Genomic DNA, 15,905 nt, shown 5'->3' with positions numbered 1-15,905 from the left:
CCTCGATGCTGAGCCGGTGGGCGTAGTCGGGGTCGTCGAACGCCGACTCCCGACGTTGCAGCGACAGAACCGAGAACTGTTCGAGCGCGTCGAGACCGAGGGCGAAACTCGCGCGCCGATCCTTGTGTCGGGCGAGGATTTCCGTTACCGCGCGCAGTCGCTCGGCGGTGGCTTCCAGACGCGGCAGGGACGGCCCGGTCGGGAGGATACATCGGAGACCGGTGTGTCGGAGAGTGGACGGCCGATTGACATCGCCCGACTACAGATGAATCATTTGATTCAAGATTCTGGTCGATCCGCTACGGACCGGTCCGACGAGGAGTGCCGATGTACGACGAAGACGAGTTCCACCGCGCGCTGGCGCAGCCGCGTCTGGCCCGCCCGGTCCCGGAATTCCTGGAATCCAATCGCGCGGTGCCCATCAGGGCGATTCCGGAGACGGAGTTGCAGGAGACCACCCGGCAGTGGTTCGACGATTTCGCGAAGAAGCTCGACTATCTGTCCGAACGGCACGACCGTGACCTGTCGTGGGTCATGACCTGGGCCAAGAAGTACTGGTGGAGTTTCCTGGTGCGGGACATGAGCGTCAACGACGAGTTGTACGCCCAGGATGTCCGCTACACCGACGTCACCACCTTCGGTCGCACGATCGTCGGGATCGACGAATTCGTGAAGTACAACTTCGCCTTCTTCGACGCCATCCCCGACTGGCGCTACGATCCGCTGCCCGATCAGGTCTACATCGATGTGCAACCGGACGGCACCGTGCGCACGGTGATCCGCTACATGGGCAGCGGTCACTGGAGCGGCCCGCTGCGGTTCTACCCCTACGACGAGTCGGCCCCCACCGTGTACGGCACGGGCCGCTTCATCCAGGCTCCCGCCGTCGACCGCTACCACTTCAACGCCGACGGCCTGATGGCCGAGGGGGAGACCCTCTACGACTTCCTCGACGGCGTGCAGCGCGCGGGCATCCTGCCCCGCGACGACAGTTGGCCCTTCCGCACCCTGATGGCCGCCTCGCGGATTCCCGCGGCCACCAAGAAATTCCGGCAGCGCTTCGGCGGCTGAACCACAGCGCAGCGGCCCCCGGGAAGCGTTGTCGCTTCCCGGGGGCCGTTTCGTCGGGGCTGTCGGAGGGCGGGGGCGCTCAGGCGTAGCTGTAGTCCTCGAGGGGGAAGTGGCGGCTGGTCCACCACGCCTGGAGGCCGGTGGTGGGACGCAGCGAGCTGAAGTCGCCGTGGTGGTCGAAGTAATAGCTGTTGGCCGGTGCGCAATTGCTGACGGCCAGTAGCGAATTCGAGGCCTTGGCGCGCACGAATTCGAGGAATCGGGCGTTGGCGTCGGGGCGGACGGCGACGCGTTCGGCGCCGCGGCGTTCGGCTTCGCGCAGGACTCGGATGATGTGGTTGGCCTGGGTCTCGACCATGAAGTGGTAGGAACCGCCGGACCAGGAGTAGGGGCCGAACAGGGAGAACGCGTTGGGCAGTTGGGGCAGGCTGACGCCTTCGTAGGACTGGAGGGGTTCGGTCTCGAAGAAGTCGGCGAGGTCGAATCCGTCGCTGGTCTCGACCGGAGAGATCCGGTAGTTGACCGGTTCGTGCGCGAAGTGGAACCCGGTGGCCAGGACCAGGACGTCGACCGGGTGTTCGGTCCCGTCCGCGGTGCGCACGCCGGTGGCGGTGATGCGCTCGATGGGGTCGGTGACCAGGTTGACGTTGTCGCGGGCGAAGGTGCGGTACCAGGCGTTGGAGACGCTGGGGCGTTTGCAGCCGAAATCGTAGTCGGGGGTGAGTTTTTCGCGTAGTTCGGCGTCGCGTACCTGGGCGAAGAGCAGGGCGCGGCTGGCGGCGGAGAGTCCGCGTGCCAAAGGTGTCATCGTCTTGCCGTAGGCGGCCACGGCGACCAGCAGGACCTCGACCTGCGCGGCGAAAGCCAACCGTAGCGCGTTCTGCGCGCCGGGCACGGTTTCGATCGCCTTCTGGACCGGTCGGGGCACCGACAGGTCGAGTTTGGGCAGCACGTAGATGGGTCGGCGTTGGAATACGGTGAGATGCGCCGCGGTTCCGGCGATTTCGGGGACCAGTTGCACCGCGCTGGCCCCCGTGCCGATGACGGCGACGCGGGCTCCGCTCAGGTCGCGGTCGTGGTCCCAGTGCTGGGATCGCATGACCGTCCCGGTGAACTCGGCCAGGCCCGGGATGGCCGGGGTGCGCGGGTTGACGAAGGGGCCGAGGGCGCTGATGACGTAGCGCGCCGTGAATTCGCCCTTGTCGGTGCGCACGTGCCAGACCCGCTCGTCCTCGGACCAGCGTCGTCGCAGCACTTCGGTGTCGAATTCGAGGTGGCGGGCGATGTCGTACTTGGCGACGCAGTGGTCGAGGTAGGACTTGATCTCGCGCCCCTCGGGGAACAGGCGCGACCAGTGCGGGTTCTTCTCGAAGGAGAACTGATAGGTGAACGAGGGCACGTCGGCGCCGACGCCGGGGTAGACGTTGTCGCGCCAGACCCCGCCGATGTCGTCGCCGCGTTCGAGGATGGTGAAATCCTCGATGCCGTTGCGGCGCAGCAGGATCGCCATGCCGATGCCGGCGATGCCCGCGCCGACGATCACGATGTGGCGGTCCGGGGCGACGTGCGGGGCGCGGGGTGGTGTCGCGGTGGGTTCGACGGTCATCGGCGGAACCCCTTTCGGGTCGGCGATAGGAGAAACATCCGTTTCAAGATGAAACGAATGTTTCAAGTTAGCGCCGCCCCTGTCAAGGCCGGAGTGCTCACTCGCGGCGTTGCACGGCCTCGAGCAGGGCGAATACCGACGCGACCGCTACCTCGGCCAATCGCTCCCGGTCCACGCCCAAGCGTCCGTCGACCCATTCCAGATACAGCGAGATCAAGGTTCCGCTCAGGGCGGCGGCGGCCATGGCCAGGTCCTCGTCCGCGGTGGGCACCAGCGCGCCCGCTTCGGCGCCCAGGATCGGGATCAGCATGCGCAGGAAGACCGGTGCGCGGTCGGCGGCGTGGCGGTGCAGGGTCTCGTCGCCGAGCGGTTCGCGCAACAGGATGCGGGCGCGGGCCGGATCCTCCTCGAAGTACCGCGCGCAGATCTCGAAGATCTCCCGGATGGCGGCGCGCAGACCGCCCTCGATGCGGACGTCGCGCATGCGCTCGAAGAGTCGGGCCTCGACACGGTCGTAGACCGCGACGATCAGGTCCTCGCGCGTGTCGAACGTCTCGTAGAAGTAGCGCGGGCTCAGGTTGGCCTGGCGGATCACCGCGCGGGTCGTCACGGCGGCGGCCCCGCCCGTGCCGAGCAGTTCTTCGCCGACGTCGAGCAGTTGCTCGCGGCGATCCAGCGAGCGGTCCTTCAGCGTCTGCCCGCGCCACAGCTTCGGAGTGCTCATGGGGGTGATCCTTCCATCGCGCCCGGGATGTGCGGGCATTCCGCCCACTATTGACATCGGCCGTTTCAACATGAAACGCTCGTTTCACCTTGTTGATTTCCCGACGGCGCGCCTCGCACGTCCGGCCCCGGAAAGGTGATTCGCATGACCTCCACCACCCGTGCCCGCCACCACTTCGGCCCCGGAGCGCGTCGTCACCCCAGCCTGCGGTCACGAGTGGCGACCGCGGCGGTGCGCGAACTGGTGCGCCCCGTCCTGCGCCGGATCTCGCTCTCCCCGCCGGTGCTGCGCGCGACGGCCCTGATCGACCTGGGCGCGCGGTTGCTGCCGGTGCGGACCGCGGTGACCGTCGAGGCGGTCGCGGCGGGGACGGTGCGCTGCGAGATCGTGCGGGCCGCGGGCGTGGGCGACGGCTTCGGCGCGGGAGCGGTCCTCTACCTGCACGGCGGCGGTTTCGTGGCGGGCGGGACGCACACCCATCGCCGATTCGCCGCCGAACTCTCGGCGAGCACCGGTCTGCCCGTGGTGCAGGTGGCCTACCGGTATCTGCCCGCGGCGACGGTCCCGGAGTCGGTGAGCGACTGCGTGGCCGCCTACCGGTGGCTGCTCGGGCGCGGCGCGCCGCCGGGTTCGGTGGTGTTCGCCGGCGACTCCGCGGGCGGGTTCCTGACGGTGAGCACCGCGCTGACCGTGGCGAAGGCCGGCCTACCCAGGCCGGGCGCGGTGGTCGCGATCAGTCCGTGGCTCGACCTCGATCTGACGGCCAAACTCGCCCACGCCAACGCCGACACCGAGGCATACCTTCCCTTGGCCGCTTTCACCCGCATCGCCGAACTGGGCTGCGCCCGCGATGGCCGCATCGACTCGACGCTGTCTCCGGTCAACGGCGACCCGGCAACGCTGCCGCCGACGATGCTGGTCGCCTGCGACGACGAATTCCTGCGCCCGGACTCCGAAGTCATGGCCGAACTGCTCACCGCCGCGGGCGTTCCGTGCGAACTGCACCTGTTCTACGGCCAGATCCACGCCTTCCCCGTGGTGTTCCCGTACCTGCCCGAAAGTCGCGCGCTCACCGCGGAGATCGCCCGCTTCGCCCGCGAACACCTCCACCCCGCCGCTGCCACGACGGCGGCCTGAACTCCCTACCGATACCCCTGTCTTCCCCAGCGGAAAGGACCCCGATGCCCACCCGGACCTCACCCGAACGAGGCCGCGAAACCGCGGTCGCCCACCCGTTCTCGCTGCTCGACGAACTACGCGAACTGGCCGCCGCCGCGCCCGCCCGCGCCGCCACCGCCTGCTGGGACTACCTGCGCGCGGCCTCCGAAGCCGACGACCGCGATCTGCTGGCGGCGCTGTTCGCCCGCGGCGCGGCGCCGGAACTGGACGGCGACTACGAAGGCATGATCGCCGGCAAGCTGTTCGGCATCCCCGAGGCGGCATTGCTCAATCCGGTGGTCGCCGTCCAACCGGGGTGGGTCGGCAAGAGTTTCGACGCCGCCACCGCGACCGGGCACAATCGCCTCAACCGCCTCGCCTACGCCGCGCTGCGCGTGGTAGTGCCCCGGTACCGGGGCTGGGAGAAGTCCGGCGAGGTGTATCACGGGTTCCGATTCCGCTACCGGATCGAACCCGCCGTGCTGCCGCCTCACAACCTGGTCGCCGCGGTCAGCTACACCGATCCTTCTCTCGGCACCCCGGCCAGTGGTGTGGTGCCCATGGATCGCATCCGCGACGAACTCGTCGAACTCGTCCCCGGGGTGTATCTCGGCCGCGCGTCGATGACCTCCCGCGCCGGCGAGGTGCGGGCCATCGGCTACTTCGCGCTGCGCGCCCCGCTGCGGGAGGTGGACCGGTGATCCGGCTCGAAGGCGCCGTCGCGTGTGTCACGGGCGGGGCGCGCGGGATCGGCCGCGCCACCGCCGTCGCCCTCGCCGCGCGCGGCGCGCGGGTCTGGATCGGCGACATCGACCTGCCCGCCGCCGAGGCGACCGCCGCCGAGATCGGCGGGCACGCCGCGTATCTCGACGTCACCGACCCCAGCGGCTTCGCCGAATTCCTGATCGCCGCGGGCGCGTCCGGGCCGGTCGAGATCCTGGTCAACAACGCGGGCATCATGCGCTTGGCCCCGTTCCTCGACCTGGACCTGGCCGGACACCACCGCGAGATGGCGATCAACGTCGGCGGGGTGATCAACGGCATGAGCCTGGCGCTGCCGGGCATGGTGGCGCGCGGCCGCGGCCACATCGTCAACGTCGCCTCGATGGCCGCCAAGGTCACCACGCCCGGCGCGGCGGTCTACTGCGCGTCGAAATTCGCCGTCGGCGCGCTGTCCCGGGCGGTGCGGGCCGAACTCGCCGACACCGGGGTGAGCGTCACCACGGTCATGCCCGCCGCCGTGCACACCGAACTCACCTCCGGGGTGAATCTGCGACTGCAACCCACTCTGCAACCCGAAGAAGTCGGCGCGGCGATCGTCGACACCGTCCGCCACCGCCGTGCCGAAGTCACCATCCCCCGCTGGCTCGCGCCGATGGGCACGGTCGAACAAGGCGTCCCCGAAACCGCTCTGCGCGCGGTGAAACGCCGATTCGTCGGCCGGGAACCCGGACAATACGACCAGCGTCAGCGCAGCGCCTACCTCGACCGCATCCGACACTGACCCGAAACCCGAGGCGGGTATCGTCATCCGCCGCACCCGGGCCGCCGTGCCTCGAAACCACCTACGGGAGAACCATGTCCGACCATTACCGCGGACACGTCGCGGTCGTCACCGGAGCCGCCTCGGGAATGGGCCGCGCGCTCGCGATCGAACTCGCGCGCCGCGGCGCGCACGTGGCACTGTGCGACCTCGACGCCGACGGGCTCGGTGAAACCGCCGAGCGGTGTCGGGCGCACGGCCACCGGGTCCACACCGCGGTCGTCGACGTCGCCGAATACGAACAGATGCTCTCCTTCGCCGAGGGCGTCCTCGCCGAATTCGGCGTCGTGCACGACCTGTTCAACAACGCGGGCATCGGCTTCGTCGGCACGATCGAGAACAGCGACATCAAAGACATCGCCCGCGTTCTCGACGTCGACTACTGGGGGGTGGTGCACGGCACCAAAGCCTTCCTGCCCCACCTCATCGCCTCGGGCCACGGTCGCATCGCCAACACCTCCAGCATTTTCGGACTCTTCGCCGCACCGACCCAGAGCGCCTACAACGCGGCCAAATTCGCCGTCCGCGGATTCACCGAATCGCTACGCCTGGAGATGCTCGCCGCGGGCCACCCGGTCACCGTGTCCAGCGTGCACCCCGGCGGCGTGCGCACCGCCATCGCCGCCAAGGCCACCGGCACCGACACCGCCGAAGTCGAGCGTCTGGCCCGCCTGTTCGACGTCATCGCCCGCACCAGCCCCGAACGCGCCGCCCGCACCATCCTCGACGGCGCCGCCGCGGGCAGACCCAAGATCCTCGTCGGCCCCGACGCTTACGTAGCCGACGTCCTCGTCCGCCTGCTCGGCTCCTCCTATCAGCGCGTCGTCTCCTTGGCCGTCGGCCGGGTGTTCCCCACCGCCGGGAACTGACGGCCTCGCCGAGCTCTTCGACGGCAGATGATTCTCGGCCGCGGCGGTTCGTGGACCCGCGAAGTGGCCCGAACCGGCCGCGCAAGGCGTTGCGCACCCGCGACACCGCGACCCGCTAGCGACGGCGACGGGCGCGCCGCGGTTTCACCCCCGGCTTCGGTGCCGTGGCGGTGCGGACCACGGGCGGGGGCGCGGTCGCGAACTCGGCGTCGACCTTGCGGTAGATCAAGAATTGCTGGGCCACGGTCCAGGCGTTGTTGGTGACCCAGTACAGCAGGATCACCACGGGCAGCAGCGCGCCGCCGACCAGGACACCGGCGGGAAAGACCCACAGCGTCATCGAGTTCATGACGCGTGCCTGTGGTGTGTCGCTGTCCTGTCGGGCGACCGCGATCCGCGCGGTCAGGTGGGTGGCCACCGCCGCGATCAGCATCAGCGCGATCGAGACGACCGCCACCGCCGCGCCGGGACTGCCCGCGAGCGTCGCCGAGAGCGGCGCGCCGAACAGGTCGGCGTCGAGGAACGAGCGCACCTGCTCGGGGTCGAAGACGTAGTTGGCCGTCGCGGCGTTCTGCTCGGGCGTCATCGGGGTCGCGATGGCCTGGAACGGCAGATGCGACGGGGTGGCGGTGCGGTCGAAGGACCGCGTGCCGGGACGGCACGGGACGGACGAGGTCGGCGACGGGCCGACGACGCCGGATCGACGTCGTCAGCGCGCGACCGCGCCCGGTGCTCTCGGTCGGGGACGTCCCGCGGTGTCGGGATTGCTCTGGCGCAGATAGCTGCCGCGCCTGCGGCGGCGTGCCGAAGACGGCGGGCCCGCGTGCGCGACGGGCGGCGCGGCCCCGACGACGCCGGGCGGCATCGTCGCCAGGACGACCGTCGAAACGGCCAACGCGCCGAGAACGGCCAGCGCGGCGGAATCCGCGGACGGGTTCGTCAAGAGGGCGAGCGCGGGCAGCAGCAACGCGAGGATCGCGTAGGCCGTCACCTGAACCCGCTGGAACATGCTCTCAGCGTACGGGGTCAGCGCCCGTCGCACTCCCAGGAGTCGTCGTCGAGATCCCAGTGGTCGTCGGAATCCAACGCGGTCGGGAACAAGCCGAAGGTGCGACGGCAGGTGCGCGTCAGGTGGGCGCTGTCGTCGAAGCCCGCCGCGTCGGCCGCCGCGGCCAGATCGTCGCCCGAGCGCACCCGGATCACCGCCAGCCGCAACCGCAGCCAGAGAATGTAGGGGCGCAACGGCAGACCGACCTGGGCGGCGAACAGATGCGACAACCGGGTCGGCGAGAGCCCGACGCGCCGAGCGACATCCGCGCCGCGCACCGTGCGGTCGGGGACAAGGCCGGGCAGCATCCGCAGCGCCTCGGTGACGGCGCTGTGCCGCGCGGTCGAACGGGGCAGGTCCCCGCGCAGGTCCGCGACGATCGTCTCCACCCGGTCGGTGAGAGTGTGCCGGGTCTGCGCGGCGGCGGGCAGCCGGCCGCGGCCGGTCCAGCCGTCGGTGTGCGCGCGGCGATCCGCGGCCGCGCCCGCGACCGTCTCCGGATCGAGGTAGAGCGCCGCGCCGTCGGCCGCGCCCGCGTCGATGCGATGCGGCGCGTCGGCGGGAACGATGAGCAGGGTGCCGTGGTGGTGCACACCGCTGGCGTCCATGACCGTCAGCGGCGTGGACGCGGTGAGGATCTGCACGGCGTGATGGGCGTGCAGCGTCGTCTCGGCGATCGCGCCGCCGAAAGCGAGCAGACCGGGCCGCAGCAGGGCTGTCGCGCAACGGTACTCGTCGGGCGTGGGTGTGCCGCCCGGTTCGCGGGGTGTCGTCGACATTCCTTCGGTGACCGTCGACATTCCTTCGGTGACCGTCGACACTCCTTCGGTGACCAGAGCCTTCTCCATCGGACGCTCCCGGCAGGTGACACGCGAATCCGTGTTCGGATCCACCGCCGAGACTATCGGTGCGGCACCGTCGCGGTGCGGGTTTCGCCGCACCCGATCCGGAATTCCCGATGATCGTTTCCGGCGGGCCGCCCACCCGGCTTGCGCCCCCGATTGCGCGGCGGCCGTTGCGGTCACGGCAGGGTGAACAGCAACTGCTCGGGGTCGCGGCCGTCGCGCTCGACGCGGAAGGCGTTGCGGAACAACTCCTGGTCGCGATCGTTGCGCCGGGTCACCGTGCCGACCTCGGGGTTGATCCGGCACTCCGCGGCGCAGCGCAACCAGTCGCGCTCGCGGGCCGCCTCGGCGAAACGCGGAAAGTCGAAGGCGGGACCGGCGATCCAGCACATGCTCAGCGCACCGAGTTGGGCGTCGGCGGGCCAACTGTCGAACCGCGCGTAGGGCAGCGTCACCGAGCCGTCGAAATCGCGTGTCATCCGGCCGCGCAGCAACGCCTCGAACCGGTCGAGGCGCTCGAAGACGACCCGGTCGATCGCGGCCGCGGTCAACCGCAGGTCGGTGAGCCGTTCGAACCGGCGACAGCCGCCGCGCGCGAGATCGCGGCGGCCCTTGACGATGTCCCAGGCGGCGTCGACGGCCGGATCGGCGGCGAACCGGCCGCGCGTCCCGTGCCGCCACGGCAACCGCCGCGAGGCCGCCAGCGACCCGGCGCGCTCGGTCGCGGTGGGTTCGGCGAATTCGCGCGCCGTGTCGTCGAGGGTGACGCCGACCGCGGTGCTGACGCGACCGCGGACATCGAGATACATCCAGGGAACTCGGCCCTCCAAGGGGACATTGAACGGCAGCCAGATCGCCCGGACCGCGGCTTTCATCGGTGATTACTCCGTCTTTCCGTCGCGCGGCGGCCGATTCGCGGGTCGCTCGCCGCCGCATGCGGGTGGGGGTGAGCGCGTGTCCGCGATGACCACGCCGCCCCAGCTTCGCGGCCGCGCGCCCGCGGTACACGAGTACCGCGCTACTCGTGTTCGCCGCCGTCCGCGCCGATACCGGTGCGTGCCCGGGTCACGGCGCGCCCGGCCGGGAGACATCCAGCACCCTCGGGAGAACGCGGCTTTCGTTCGCCTAGGCTCGATGGCATGCAGCGCATCATCGGTATCGAGGTCGAATACGGCATCTCGACCCCCACGGAGCCGGCGGCCAACCCGATCCTGACCTCCACCCAGGCGGTGCTCGCGTACGCGGCCGCCGAGGGCGTGCCGCGCGCGAAGCGGACCCGGTGGGACTACGAGGTGGAATCGCCGCTGCGCGACGCGCGCGGATTCGATCTGAGCCGCATGAACGGTCCCGCACCGGTCATCGACGCCGACGAGGTCGGCGCGGCCAACATGATCCTCACCAACGGCGCGCGCCTCTACGTCGACCACGCCCACCCGGAGTACTCCGCGCCGGAGGTCACCGATCCGCTGGACGCGGTGATCTGGGACAAGGCGGGCGAACGGGTGATGGAGGCCGCCGCGCGCCACGCCTCGAGCGTGCCGGGCGCGCCCCGGTTGCAGCTGTACAAGAACAACGTCGACGGCAAGGGCGCCTCCTACGGCACCCACGAGAACTACTTGATGAGCCGCGACACCCCGTTCAACCAGATCATCCTCGGCCTGACGCCGTTCTTCGTCTCCCGGCAGGTGATCAGCGGCTCCGGGCGCGTCGGCGTCGGCCAGTCCGGCGACAGCGCGGGCTTCCAGCTGTCCCAGCGCGCGGACTACATCGAGGTCGAGGTCGGTCTGGAGACCACCCTCAAGCGCGGCATCATCAACACCCGCGACGAACCGCACGCCGACGCCGACAAGTACCGCAGGCTGCACGTCATCATCGGCGACGCGAACCTGGCCGAGATGTCGACCTATCTCAAGGTCGGCACCACCGCGCTGGTGCTGGACCTGATCGAGGCGGGGGAGGATCTCTCGGATCTGCAACTGGCCCGTCCGGTGACGGCGGTGCACCAGATCAGCCACGACCCGACCCTGCGCACCGCGGTCGCGCTCTCCGACGGCCGCGAGCTGACCGGGTTGGCCCTGCAACGGCTCTACCACGAGCGGGTCGCGAAGTTCATGGACCGCGAGGGCAACGACGACCCGCGCGCCCGCGACATCCTCGACAACTGGGCCATGGTGCTGGACCTGCTCGAACGCGATCCGATGGAGACGGCGAACCTGCTGGACTGGACGGCCAAACTGCGCCTGCTCGAGGGCATGCGCAACCGCGAGGGCCTGGGCTGGGCCGCGCCGAAACTGCACCTGATGGACCTGCAGTACTCCGACGTGCGCCTGGACAAGGGCCTCTACAACCGCCTGGTGGCCCGCGGGTCGATGAAACGCCTGGTCACCGAGCAGCAGGTGCTCGAGGCCATGACCAAGCCGCCCACCGACACCCGCGCCTACTTCCGCGGCGAGTGCCTGCGCCGTTTCGGCGCCGACATCGCGGCGGCGAGCTGGGATTCGGTGATCTTCGATCTGGGCGGTGACTCGCTGGTGCGCATCCCGACCCTGGAACCGCGCCGCGGCACCAAATCGCATGTCGGCAAGCTGCTCGACGGGGTCGACAGCGCCGCCGAACTGGTGGAGCAGCTCACCCAGTGACGCCCCGCCCGGCGTGGCGATTTCGACACAGAATCGCCATCGTGTCGGCCGCGCTGGGTAGGGTTGTGGAACGAGCACCGAACATTGCTCATGATCGGAGCAGTGCTCATACTCGAGCTTCGGTCATGATGAGGACACGGCGGCGCGAGGCGGACCCGGAGGCGAGAGCCTGCGCAACCGCGTAGGGCCCGGTGGCGCCGCCCTCGAACAGAGGAGGTCGGCTGCCATGGCACAAGAGCAGACCAAGCGCGCCGGGGGCGGCGACGAGGACGAAGGCCCGGAGGGTGTCGACGCCGCCGGTCAGGAACGTCGCGAGAAACTGGCGGAGGACACCGACGACCTGCTCGACGAGATCGATGACGTGCTCGAGGAGAACGCCGAGGACTTCGTCCGCGCGTACGTGCAGAAGGGTGGCCAGTGACCGCAGGTGATCCGATGCGGCTCCGCGCGGGGCACGCACTCTCCTCCTTCACCGAACACCTGCGCTCGCACGCACCGGAGCTGTTGCCCGGCAACAGGTTCGCCGCCGACGCCACCGGGTTTCCCGGTGGCGCCGTCGCGAAGGACCTGGCCCCGCACGGCACCACCATCGTCGCGGTGAGTTTCCGCGGCGGCGTGCTGATCGCCGGCGATCGGCGGGCCACCCAGGGAAACCTGTTGGCCAGCAGGGATATGGAGAAGGTGTACATCACCGACACCTACTCCGCGGCGGGCATCGCGGGCACCGCGGGCATCGCCGTGGAGATGGTGCGGCTGTTCGCCGTGGAGTTGGAGCACTACGAGAAGATCGAAGGCATCTCGCTGACCTTCGACGGCAAGGCCAACAAGCTGTCGAAGATGGTGCGCGACAACCTCGCCGCGGCCATGCAGGGCCTGGCGGTGGTGCCGGTGCTGGTCGGCTACGACGAGCACGCCACCCACCCCGACCGCGCGGGCCGGATCATCTCCTACGACGTGGTCGGCGGGCGCAGTGAGGAACGTTTCGGCTACACCGCCGTGGGTTCCGGGTCGATGTTCGCCAAGACCTCGCTGAAGAAGCTGTACACCAAGGGACTCGACGACGCGCGGGCCCTGCGCATCGCGGTGGAGTCGCTGTTCGACGCCGCCGACGACGACACCGCCACCGGCGGGCCCGATCTGGTGCGCGGCATCTACCCCACGGCCGTCCTCATCACCGAGGAAGGGGCCGAGGAGGTCGACGAGGCGCGCCTCGAGGAGATCACCCGCGCGATCGTCGCCGACCGGGCGGCCGCCGAGGAAGGGAGTGCCACCGCATGACGCTGCCGTACTACGCGTCGGCCGAGCAGATCATGCGCGACAAGACCGAGCTCGCGCGCAAGGGCATCGCTCGGGGTCGCAGCGTCATCGTGCTGGTGTACGACAAGGGTGTGCTGTTCGTCGCGGAGAATCCGTCGGCGACGTTGCACAAGGTGAGTGAGCTCTACGACCGCGTCGGGTTCGCGGCCGTGGGCAAGTACAACGAGTTCGAGAGCCTGCGCCGGGGCGGCATCCTCCAGGCCGACCTGCGCGGATACCAGTACGACCGGCGCGATGTGTCCGGTCGTGCGCTGGCCAACGCCTACGCCCAGGCGCTGGGGACGACCTTCACCGATTCGCTCAAGCCCTACGAGGTCGAGATCTGCATCGCCGAGATCGGCTATCCGGAGCAGGCGAGCCAGTCGGTGCTCTACCGGATCACCTTCGACGGGTCGATCGTGGACGAGCGCGAATACGTGGTGATGGGCGGTACCACCGAACCCATCCTCACCGCGCTCAAGTCGTCCTACACCGCGGGGCTGGACCTGTCGGCGGCCATCGGGGTCGCGGTCAAGGCGTTGCAGGCGGGCATCCCGGAGACCGCCGACAAGGACAAGCGCACGCTGGGCGTGGCCTCCTTGGAGGTGGCGACGCTGGAGCAGGCGCGCCCGCGTCGGGCCTTCCGCCGGATCTCGGCGCTGCAGTTGCGGCGGTTGCTGGGCGAGGGCGAGACCCCCGCCGAAGGCGCCGAGGCGACCGGCGGCGACCCGGCCACGGCCGAGTCGGCCCCGGCCGCGGACGACTCCGCGACCGAGTAGTAAACTCTTCGGACCCGCGTCCGGAATACGGTGGTTTCGCCGGTTCCGACGCGGGTCCGCCGTATTTGTGACACCGGGTGCGCGGCAGGCCCGCGGCGGGGGAATCGCCCGGTGAAACCCCGGAAAAGCCGACAAATCGTGCCGAATCGTTGTGAAGACGTATGCGTCGGTGTTGTCCGCAGCCCCCCGCGAGAGCCGGTCATGGCTGTAATGTCGATGATGTGCAGCGACGAATCATGGGGATCGAGACCGAGTTCGGTGTGACATGCACCTTCCACGGTCACCGTCGGCTGTCCCCCGACGAGGTTGCCCGGTACCTGTTCCGCCGGGTGGTGTCCTGGGGCCGTAGCTCTAACGTGTTCCTTCGCAACGGTGCTCGGCTGTACCTCGACGTCGGTTCGCATCCGGAGTACGCCACGGCCGAATGCGACAACCTGCATCAGCTGGTCACCCACGATCGCGCGGGTGAGCGGGTGCTGGAGGAGTTGCTGATCGACGCCGAGCAGCGACTGGCCGAAGAGGGTATCGGCGGCGACATCTACCTGTTCAAGAACAACACCGACTCCGCGGGCAACTCCTACGGCTGCCACGAGAACTTCCTCGTGGTGCGCGCGGGCGAGTTCTCCCGGATCTCGGACGTGCTGTTGCCGTTCCTGGTGACCAGACAGTTGATCTGCGGTGCGGGCAAGGTGTTGCAGACGCCCAAGGCGGCCACGTTCTGCCTGTCCCAGCGCGCCGAGCACATCTGGGAGGGCGTCTCCTCGGCGACCACCCGCTCGCGCCCCATCATCAACACCCGTGACGAACCGCACGCCGACGCGGAGAAGTACCGCAGGCTGCACGTCATCGTGGGCGATTCCAACATGGCCGAACCCACGACCATGCTCAAGGTCGGCACGGCGGCGCTGGTGCTGGAGATGATCGAGGCGGGAGTGTCGTTCCGCGATTTCGCCCTCGACAACCCGATCCGGGCCATCCGCGAGGTCAGCCACGACCTGACCGGGCGGCGTCCGGTCCGGTTGGCGGGCGGGCGGCAGGCCAGCGCCCTCGACATCCAGCGCGAGTACTACGCCCGCGCGGTCGAGCACTTGCGCAACCGGGACCGGGACCCGCAGATCGACCAGGTCGTGGACCTGTGGGGTCGCACCCTGGACGCGGTCGAGGCGCAGGATTTCGCCAAGGTCGACACCGAGATCGACTGGGTGATCAAGCGCAAGCTGTTCCAGCGCTACCAGGATCGCTACTCGATGGAGCTGTCCGATCCCAAGATCGCCCAGCTGGATCTGGCCTACCACGACATCAAGCGCGGACGCGGGGTGTTCGACCTGCTCCAGCGCAAGGGTCTGGCCAAGCGGATCACCGAGGACGAGGCCGTGGACGCCGCGGTCGACACCCCGCCGCAGACCACCAGGGCCAAGCTGCGCGGCGATTTCATCACCGCCGCCCAGGAAGCCGGTCGCGATTTCACCGTCGACTGGGTGCACCTCAAGCTCAACGACCAAGCCCAGCGCACGGTGCTGTGCAAGGACCCGTTCCGCTCGGTGGACGAGCGCGTCGACCGGTTGATCGCCTCGATGTAGTCGCACCGGTCCGGGGTCGTCGGCGACGACGACTCCCGGACCGGACCCGCCGGTGTCCGGCATTCGAACAGCGCGCCGCCGCGCGCGCCGCTTGCGGGGCGCATTACCCTCTATCGGGTGGCGATATCCAAGGTCGAGCGGCTGATGAATCTGGTCATCGCGCTGCTGTCGACCCGGCAGTTTCTGACCGCGGAGCGGATCCGGGACAGTGTCGCGGGGTACGAGGAGTCCGCTAGCGACGAGGCGTTCAGCCGGATGTTCGAGCGCGACAAGAACGAACTCCGCGATCTGGGGATCCCGTTGGAGGTCGGCCCGGTGGGCCGCTACTCCTCGGTCGAGGGCTACCGGATCAACCGCGACGCCTACGAACTGCCCGATATCGAGCTCACCGACGAGGAAGCGGCCGCGGTCGCCGTCGCGGTGCAGATGTGGGAGTCCCCGGAGTTGTCGGCGGCGGCCGACGGCGCGCTGCTCAAGCTGCGCGCGGCGGGCGTGCACGTCGAGACCGACGCGGCGGTGGCCTCGGTGCCCGCGGTGCCCGCCCGCACCCGCGGCTCCGAACCGGTGCTGGGCAAACTGCTCGCGGCGATCGACGCCGGTCAGGCGGTGCGATTCGAACACCGGGGCGCGGTCAACGCGCCCTATCTCATGCGCGATGTGGAACCGTGGGGCGTGGTCACCAGGCACGGCCGCTGGTATCTGGTCGGGCACGACCGCGACCGGGACGCGATGCGCAGTTTCCGGCTC

The 15,905-nt window shown here is 69.6% G+C and carries 17 protein-coding genes; 11 read left to right on the top strand and 6 right to left on the bottom strand.

Features of this window, described 5'->3' with window-relative positions:
* The first annotated feature begins 327 nt into the window (after positions 1-327).
* Positions 328-1,071, top strand: coding sequence for a nuclear transport factor 2 family protein (locus ON30_RS15830; RefSeq protein WP_040707968.1), 744 nt, complete (start codon positions 328-330; stop codon positions 1,069-1,071).
* Positions 1,072-1,150: 79 nt separating this feature from the next.
* Here the strand turns inward: ON30_RS15830 and ON30_RS15825 are convergent, their stop codons facing one another.
* Both ON30_RS15825 and ON30_RS15820 read right to left on the bottom strand, forming a co-directional pair.
* On the bottom strand, positions 1,151-2,677 hold the full coding sequence (locus ON30_RS15825; RefSeq protein ID WP_051029410.1) for a flavin-containing monooxygenase: 1,527 nt from the start codon (positions 2,675-2,677) through the stop codon (positions 1,151-1,153).
* A gap of 97 nt (positions 2,678-2,774) precedes the next feature.
* Positions 2,775-3,401, bottom strand: a complete 627-nt coding sequence (locus tag ON30_RS15820; protein ID WP_040707966.1) for a TetR/AcrR family transcriptional regulator — start codon at positions 3,399-3,401, stop codon at positions 2,775-2,777.
* 144 nt (positions 3,402-3,545) lie between these two features.
* Here ON30_RS15820 and ON30_RS15815 point away from each other — a divergent pair, with 144 nt between their 5' ends.
* The 4 genes from ON30_RS15815 (at position 3,546) to ON30_RS15800 (ending at position 6,971) form a co-directional block, all read left to right on the top strand.
* The gene (locus tag ON30_RS15815) at positions 3,546-4,538 is read left to right on the top strand and encodes an alpha/beta hydrolase (protein WP_063719889.1); all 993 of its coding nucleotides are present in this window, start codon (positions 3,546-3,548) and stop codon (positions 4,536-4,538) included.
* Between the two features lie 44 nt (positions 4,539-4,582).
* Positions 4,583-5,260: a hypothetical protein gene (locus tag ON30_RS15810; protein ID WP_051029407.1), complete on the top strand. Its 678-nt coding sequence runs from the start codon at positions 4,583-4,585 to the stop codon at positions 5,258-5,260.
* Positions 5,257-6,063, top strand: a complete 807-nt coding sequence (locus ON30_RS15805) for an SDR family oxidoreductase (RefSeq protein ID WP_040707965.1) — start codon at positions 5,257-5,259, stop codon at positions 6,061-6,063. Before ON30_RS15810 ends, ON30_RS15805 begins: the two co-directional genes overlap by 4 nt.
* A gap of 74 nt (positions 6,064-6,137) precedes the next feature.
* Positions 6,138-6,971, top strand: coding sequence for an SDR family NAD(P)-dependent oxidoreductase (locus ON30_RS15800; RefSeq protein ID WP_040707963.1), 834 nt, complete (start codon positions 6,138-6,140; stop codon positions 6,969-6,971).
* A 115-nt stretch (positions 6,972-7,086) separates the two neighbouring features.
* Here ON30_RS15800 and ON30_RS15795 read toward each other — a convergent pair whose 3' ends face one another.
* From ON30_RS15795 to ON30_RS15780, 4 genes are all read right to left on the bottom strand, one after another.
* Complete coding sequence (locus ON30_RS15795; RefSeq protein WP_040707961.1) at positions 7,087-7,557, bottom strand: YidC/Oxa1 family membrane protein insertase; 471 nt, start codon at positions 7,555-7,557, stop codon at positions 7,087-7,089.
* Between the two features lie 123 nt (positions 7,558-7,680).
* Complete coding sequence (locus ON30_RS15790; RefSeq protein ID WP_040707995.1) at positions 7,681-7,980, bottom strand: DUF6412 domain-containing protein; 300 nt, start codon at positions 7,978-7,980, stop codon at positions 7,681-7,683.
* Positions 7,981-7,997: 17 nt separating this feature from the next.
* Entirely contained in the window at positions 7,998-8,867 is an 870-nt protein-coding gene (locus tag ON30_RS15785) for a helix-turn-helix domain-containing protein (protein WP_245554070.1), read from the bottom strand.
* A 173-nt stretch (positions 8,868-9,040) separates the two neighbouring features.
* Complete coding sequence (locus ON30_RS15780; RefSeq protein ID WP_040707959.1) at positions 9,041-9,739, bottom strand: hypothetical protein; 699 nt, start codon at positions 9,737-9,739, stop codon at positions 9,041-9,043.
* A gap of 264 nt (positions 9,740-10,003) precedes the next feature.
* Here ON30_RS15780 and dop point away from each other — a divergent pair, with 264 nt between their 5' ends.
* The 6 genes from dop to ON30_RS15750 all read left to right on the top strand — a co-directional run.
* The gene (gene dop / locus ON30_RS15775; protein WP_040707958.1) at positions 10,004-11,503 is read left to right on the top strand and encodes a depupylase/deamidase Dop; all 1,500 of its coding nucleotides are present in this window, start codon (positions 10,004-10,006) and stop codon (positions 11,501-11,503) included.
* Between the two features lie 226 nt (positions 11,504-11,729).
* Complete coding sequence (locus ON30_RS15770) at positions 11,730-11,924, top strand: ubiquitin-like protein Pup (protein ID WP_014351559.1); 195 nt, start codon at positions 11,730-11,732, stop codon at positions 11,922-11,924.
* A gap of 14 nt (positions 11,925-11,938) precedes the next feature.
* A complete protein-coding gene (gene prcB, locus ON30_RS15765) occupies positions 11,939-12,781 on the top strand; it encodes a proteasome subunit beta (protein ID WP_051029416.1) in 843 nt (280 codons plus the stop codon).
* Complete coding sequence (gene prcA, locus ON30_RS15760; protein WP_040707956.1) at positions 12,778-13,578, top strand: proteasome subunit alpha; 801 nt, start codon at positions 12,778-12,780, stop codon at positions 13,576-13,578. The genes prcB and prcA overlap by 4 nt, the downstream gene beginning before the upstream one ends.
* A 221-nt stretch (positions 13,579-13,799) precedes the next feature.
* Positions 13,800-15,158, top strand: coding sequence for a Pup--protein ligase (gene pafA, locus ON30_RS15755; RefSeq protein WP_218006267.1), 1,359 nt, complete (start codon positions 13,800-13,802; stop codon positions 15,156-15,158).
* A 117-nt stretch (positions 15,159-15,275) separates the two neighbouring features.
* Positions 15,276-15,905 (top strand): helix-turn-helix transcriptional regulator (locus ON30_RS15750; RefSeq protein ID WP_157183750.1); only part of this gene is annotated, 630 nt, incomplete at its 3' end.

This window comes from Nocardia takedensis NBRC 100417, assembly GCF_000308695.1.
In the GTDB taxonomy this organism is placed as follows: domain Bacteria; phylum Actinomycetota; class Actinomycetes; order Mycobacteriales; family Mycobacteriaceae; genus Nocardia; species Nocardia takedensis.
The sequence above is the reverse complement of the archived record's forward strand: the minus strand, read 5'-3'. Positions and strand labels throughout refer to the sequence as shown.

Coding starts and splice junctions, on each gene's coding strand:
- ON30_RS15830 (WP_040707968.1), top strand. CDS start 328: ATGTACGACGAAGACGAGTTCCACCGCGCGCTGGCGCAGCCGCGTCTG.
- ON30_RS15825 (WP_051029410.1), bottom strand. CDS start 2,677: ATGACCGTCGAACCCACCGCGACACCACCCCGCGCCCCGCACGTCGCC.
- ON30_RS15820 (WP_040707966.1), bottom strand. CDS start 3,401: ATGAGCACTCCGAAGCTGTGGCGCGGGCAGACGCTGAAGGACCGCTCG.
- ON30_RS15815 (WP_063719889.1), top strand. CDS start 3,546: ATGACCTCCACCACCCGTGCCCGCCACCACTTCGGCCCCGGAGCGCGT.
- ON30_RS15810 (WP_051029407.1), top strand. CDS start 4,583: ATGCCCACCCGGACCTCACCCGAACGAGGCCGCGAAACCGCGGTCGCC.
- ON30_RS15800 (WP_040707963.1), top strand. CDS start 6,138: ATGTCCGACCATTACCGCGGACACGTCGCGGTCGTCACCGGAGCCGCC.
- ON30_RS15795 (WP_040707961.1), bottom strand. CDS start 7,557: ATGACGCCCGAGCAGAACGCCGCGACGGCCAACTACGTCTTCGACCCC.
- ON30_RS15790 (WP_040707995.1), bottom strand. CDS start 7,980: ATGTTCCAGCGGGTTCAGGTGACGGCCTACGCGATCCTCGCGTTGCTG.
- ON30_RS15785 (WP_245554070.1), bottom strand. CDS start 8,867: ATGGAGAAGGCTCTGGTCACCGAAGGAGTGTCGACGGTCACCGAAGGA.
- ON30_RS15780 (WP_040707959.1), bottom strand. CDS start 9,739: ATGAAAGCCGCGGTCCGGGCGATCTGGCTGCCGTTCAATGTCCCCTTG.
- dop (WP_040707958.1), top strand. CDS start 10,004: ATGCAGCGCATCATCGGTATCGAGGTCGAATACGGCATCTCGACCCCC.
- ON30_RS15770 (WP_014351559.1), top strand. CDS start 11,730: ATGGCACAAGAGCAGACCAAGCGCGCCGGGGGCGGCGACGAGGACGAA.
- prcB (WP_051029416.1), top strand. CDS start 11,939: ATGCGGCTCCGCGCGGGGCACGCACTCTCCTCCTTCACCGAACACCTG.
- prcA (WP_040707956.1), top strand. CDS start 12,778: ATGACGCTGCCGTACTACGCGTCGGCCGAGCAGATCATGCGCGACAAG.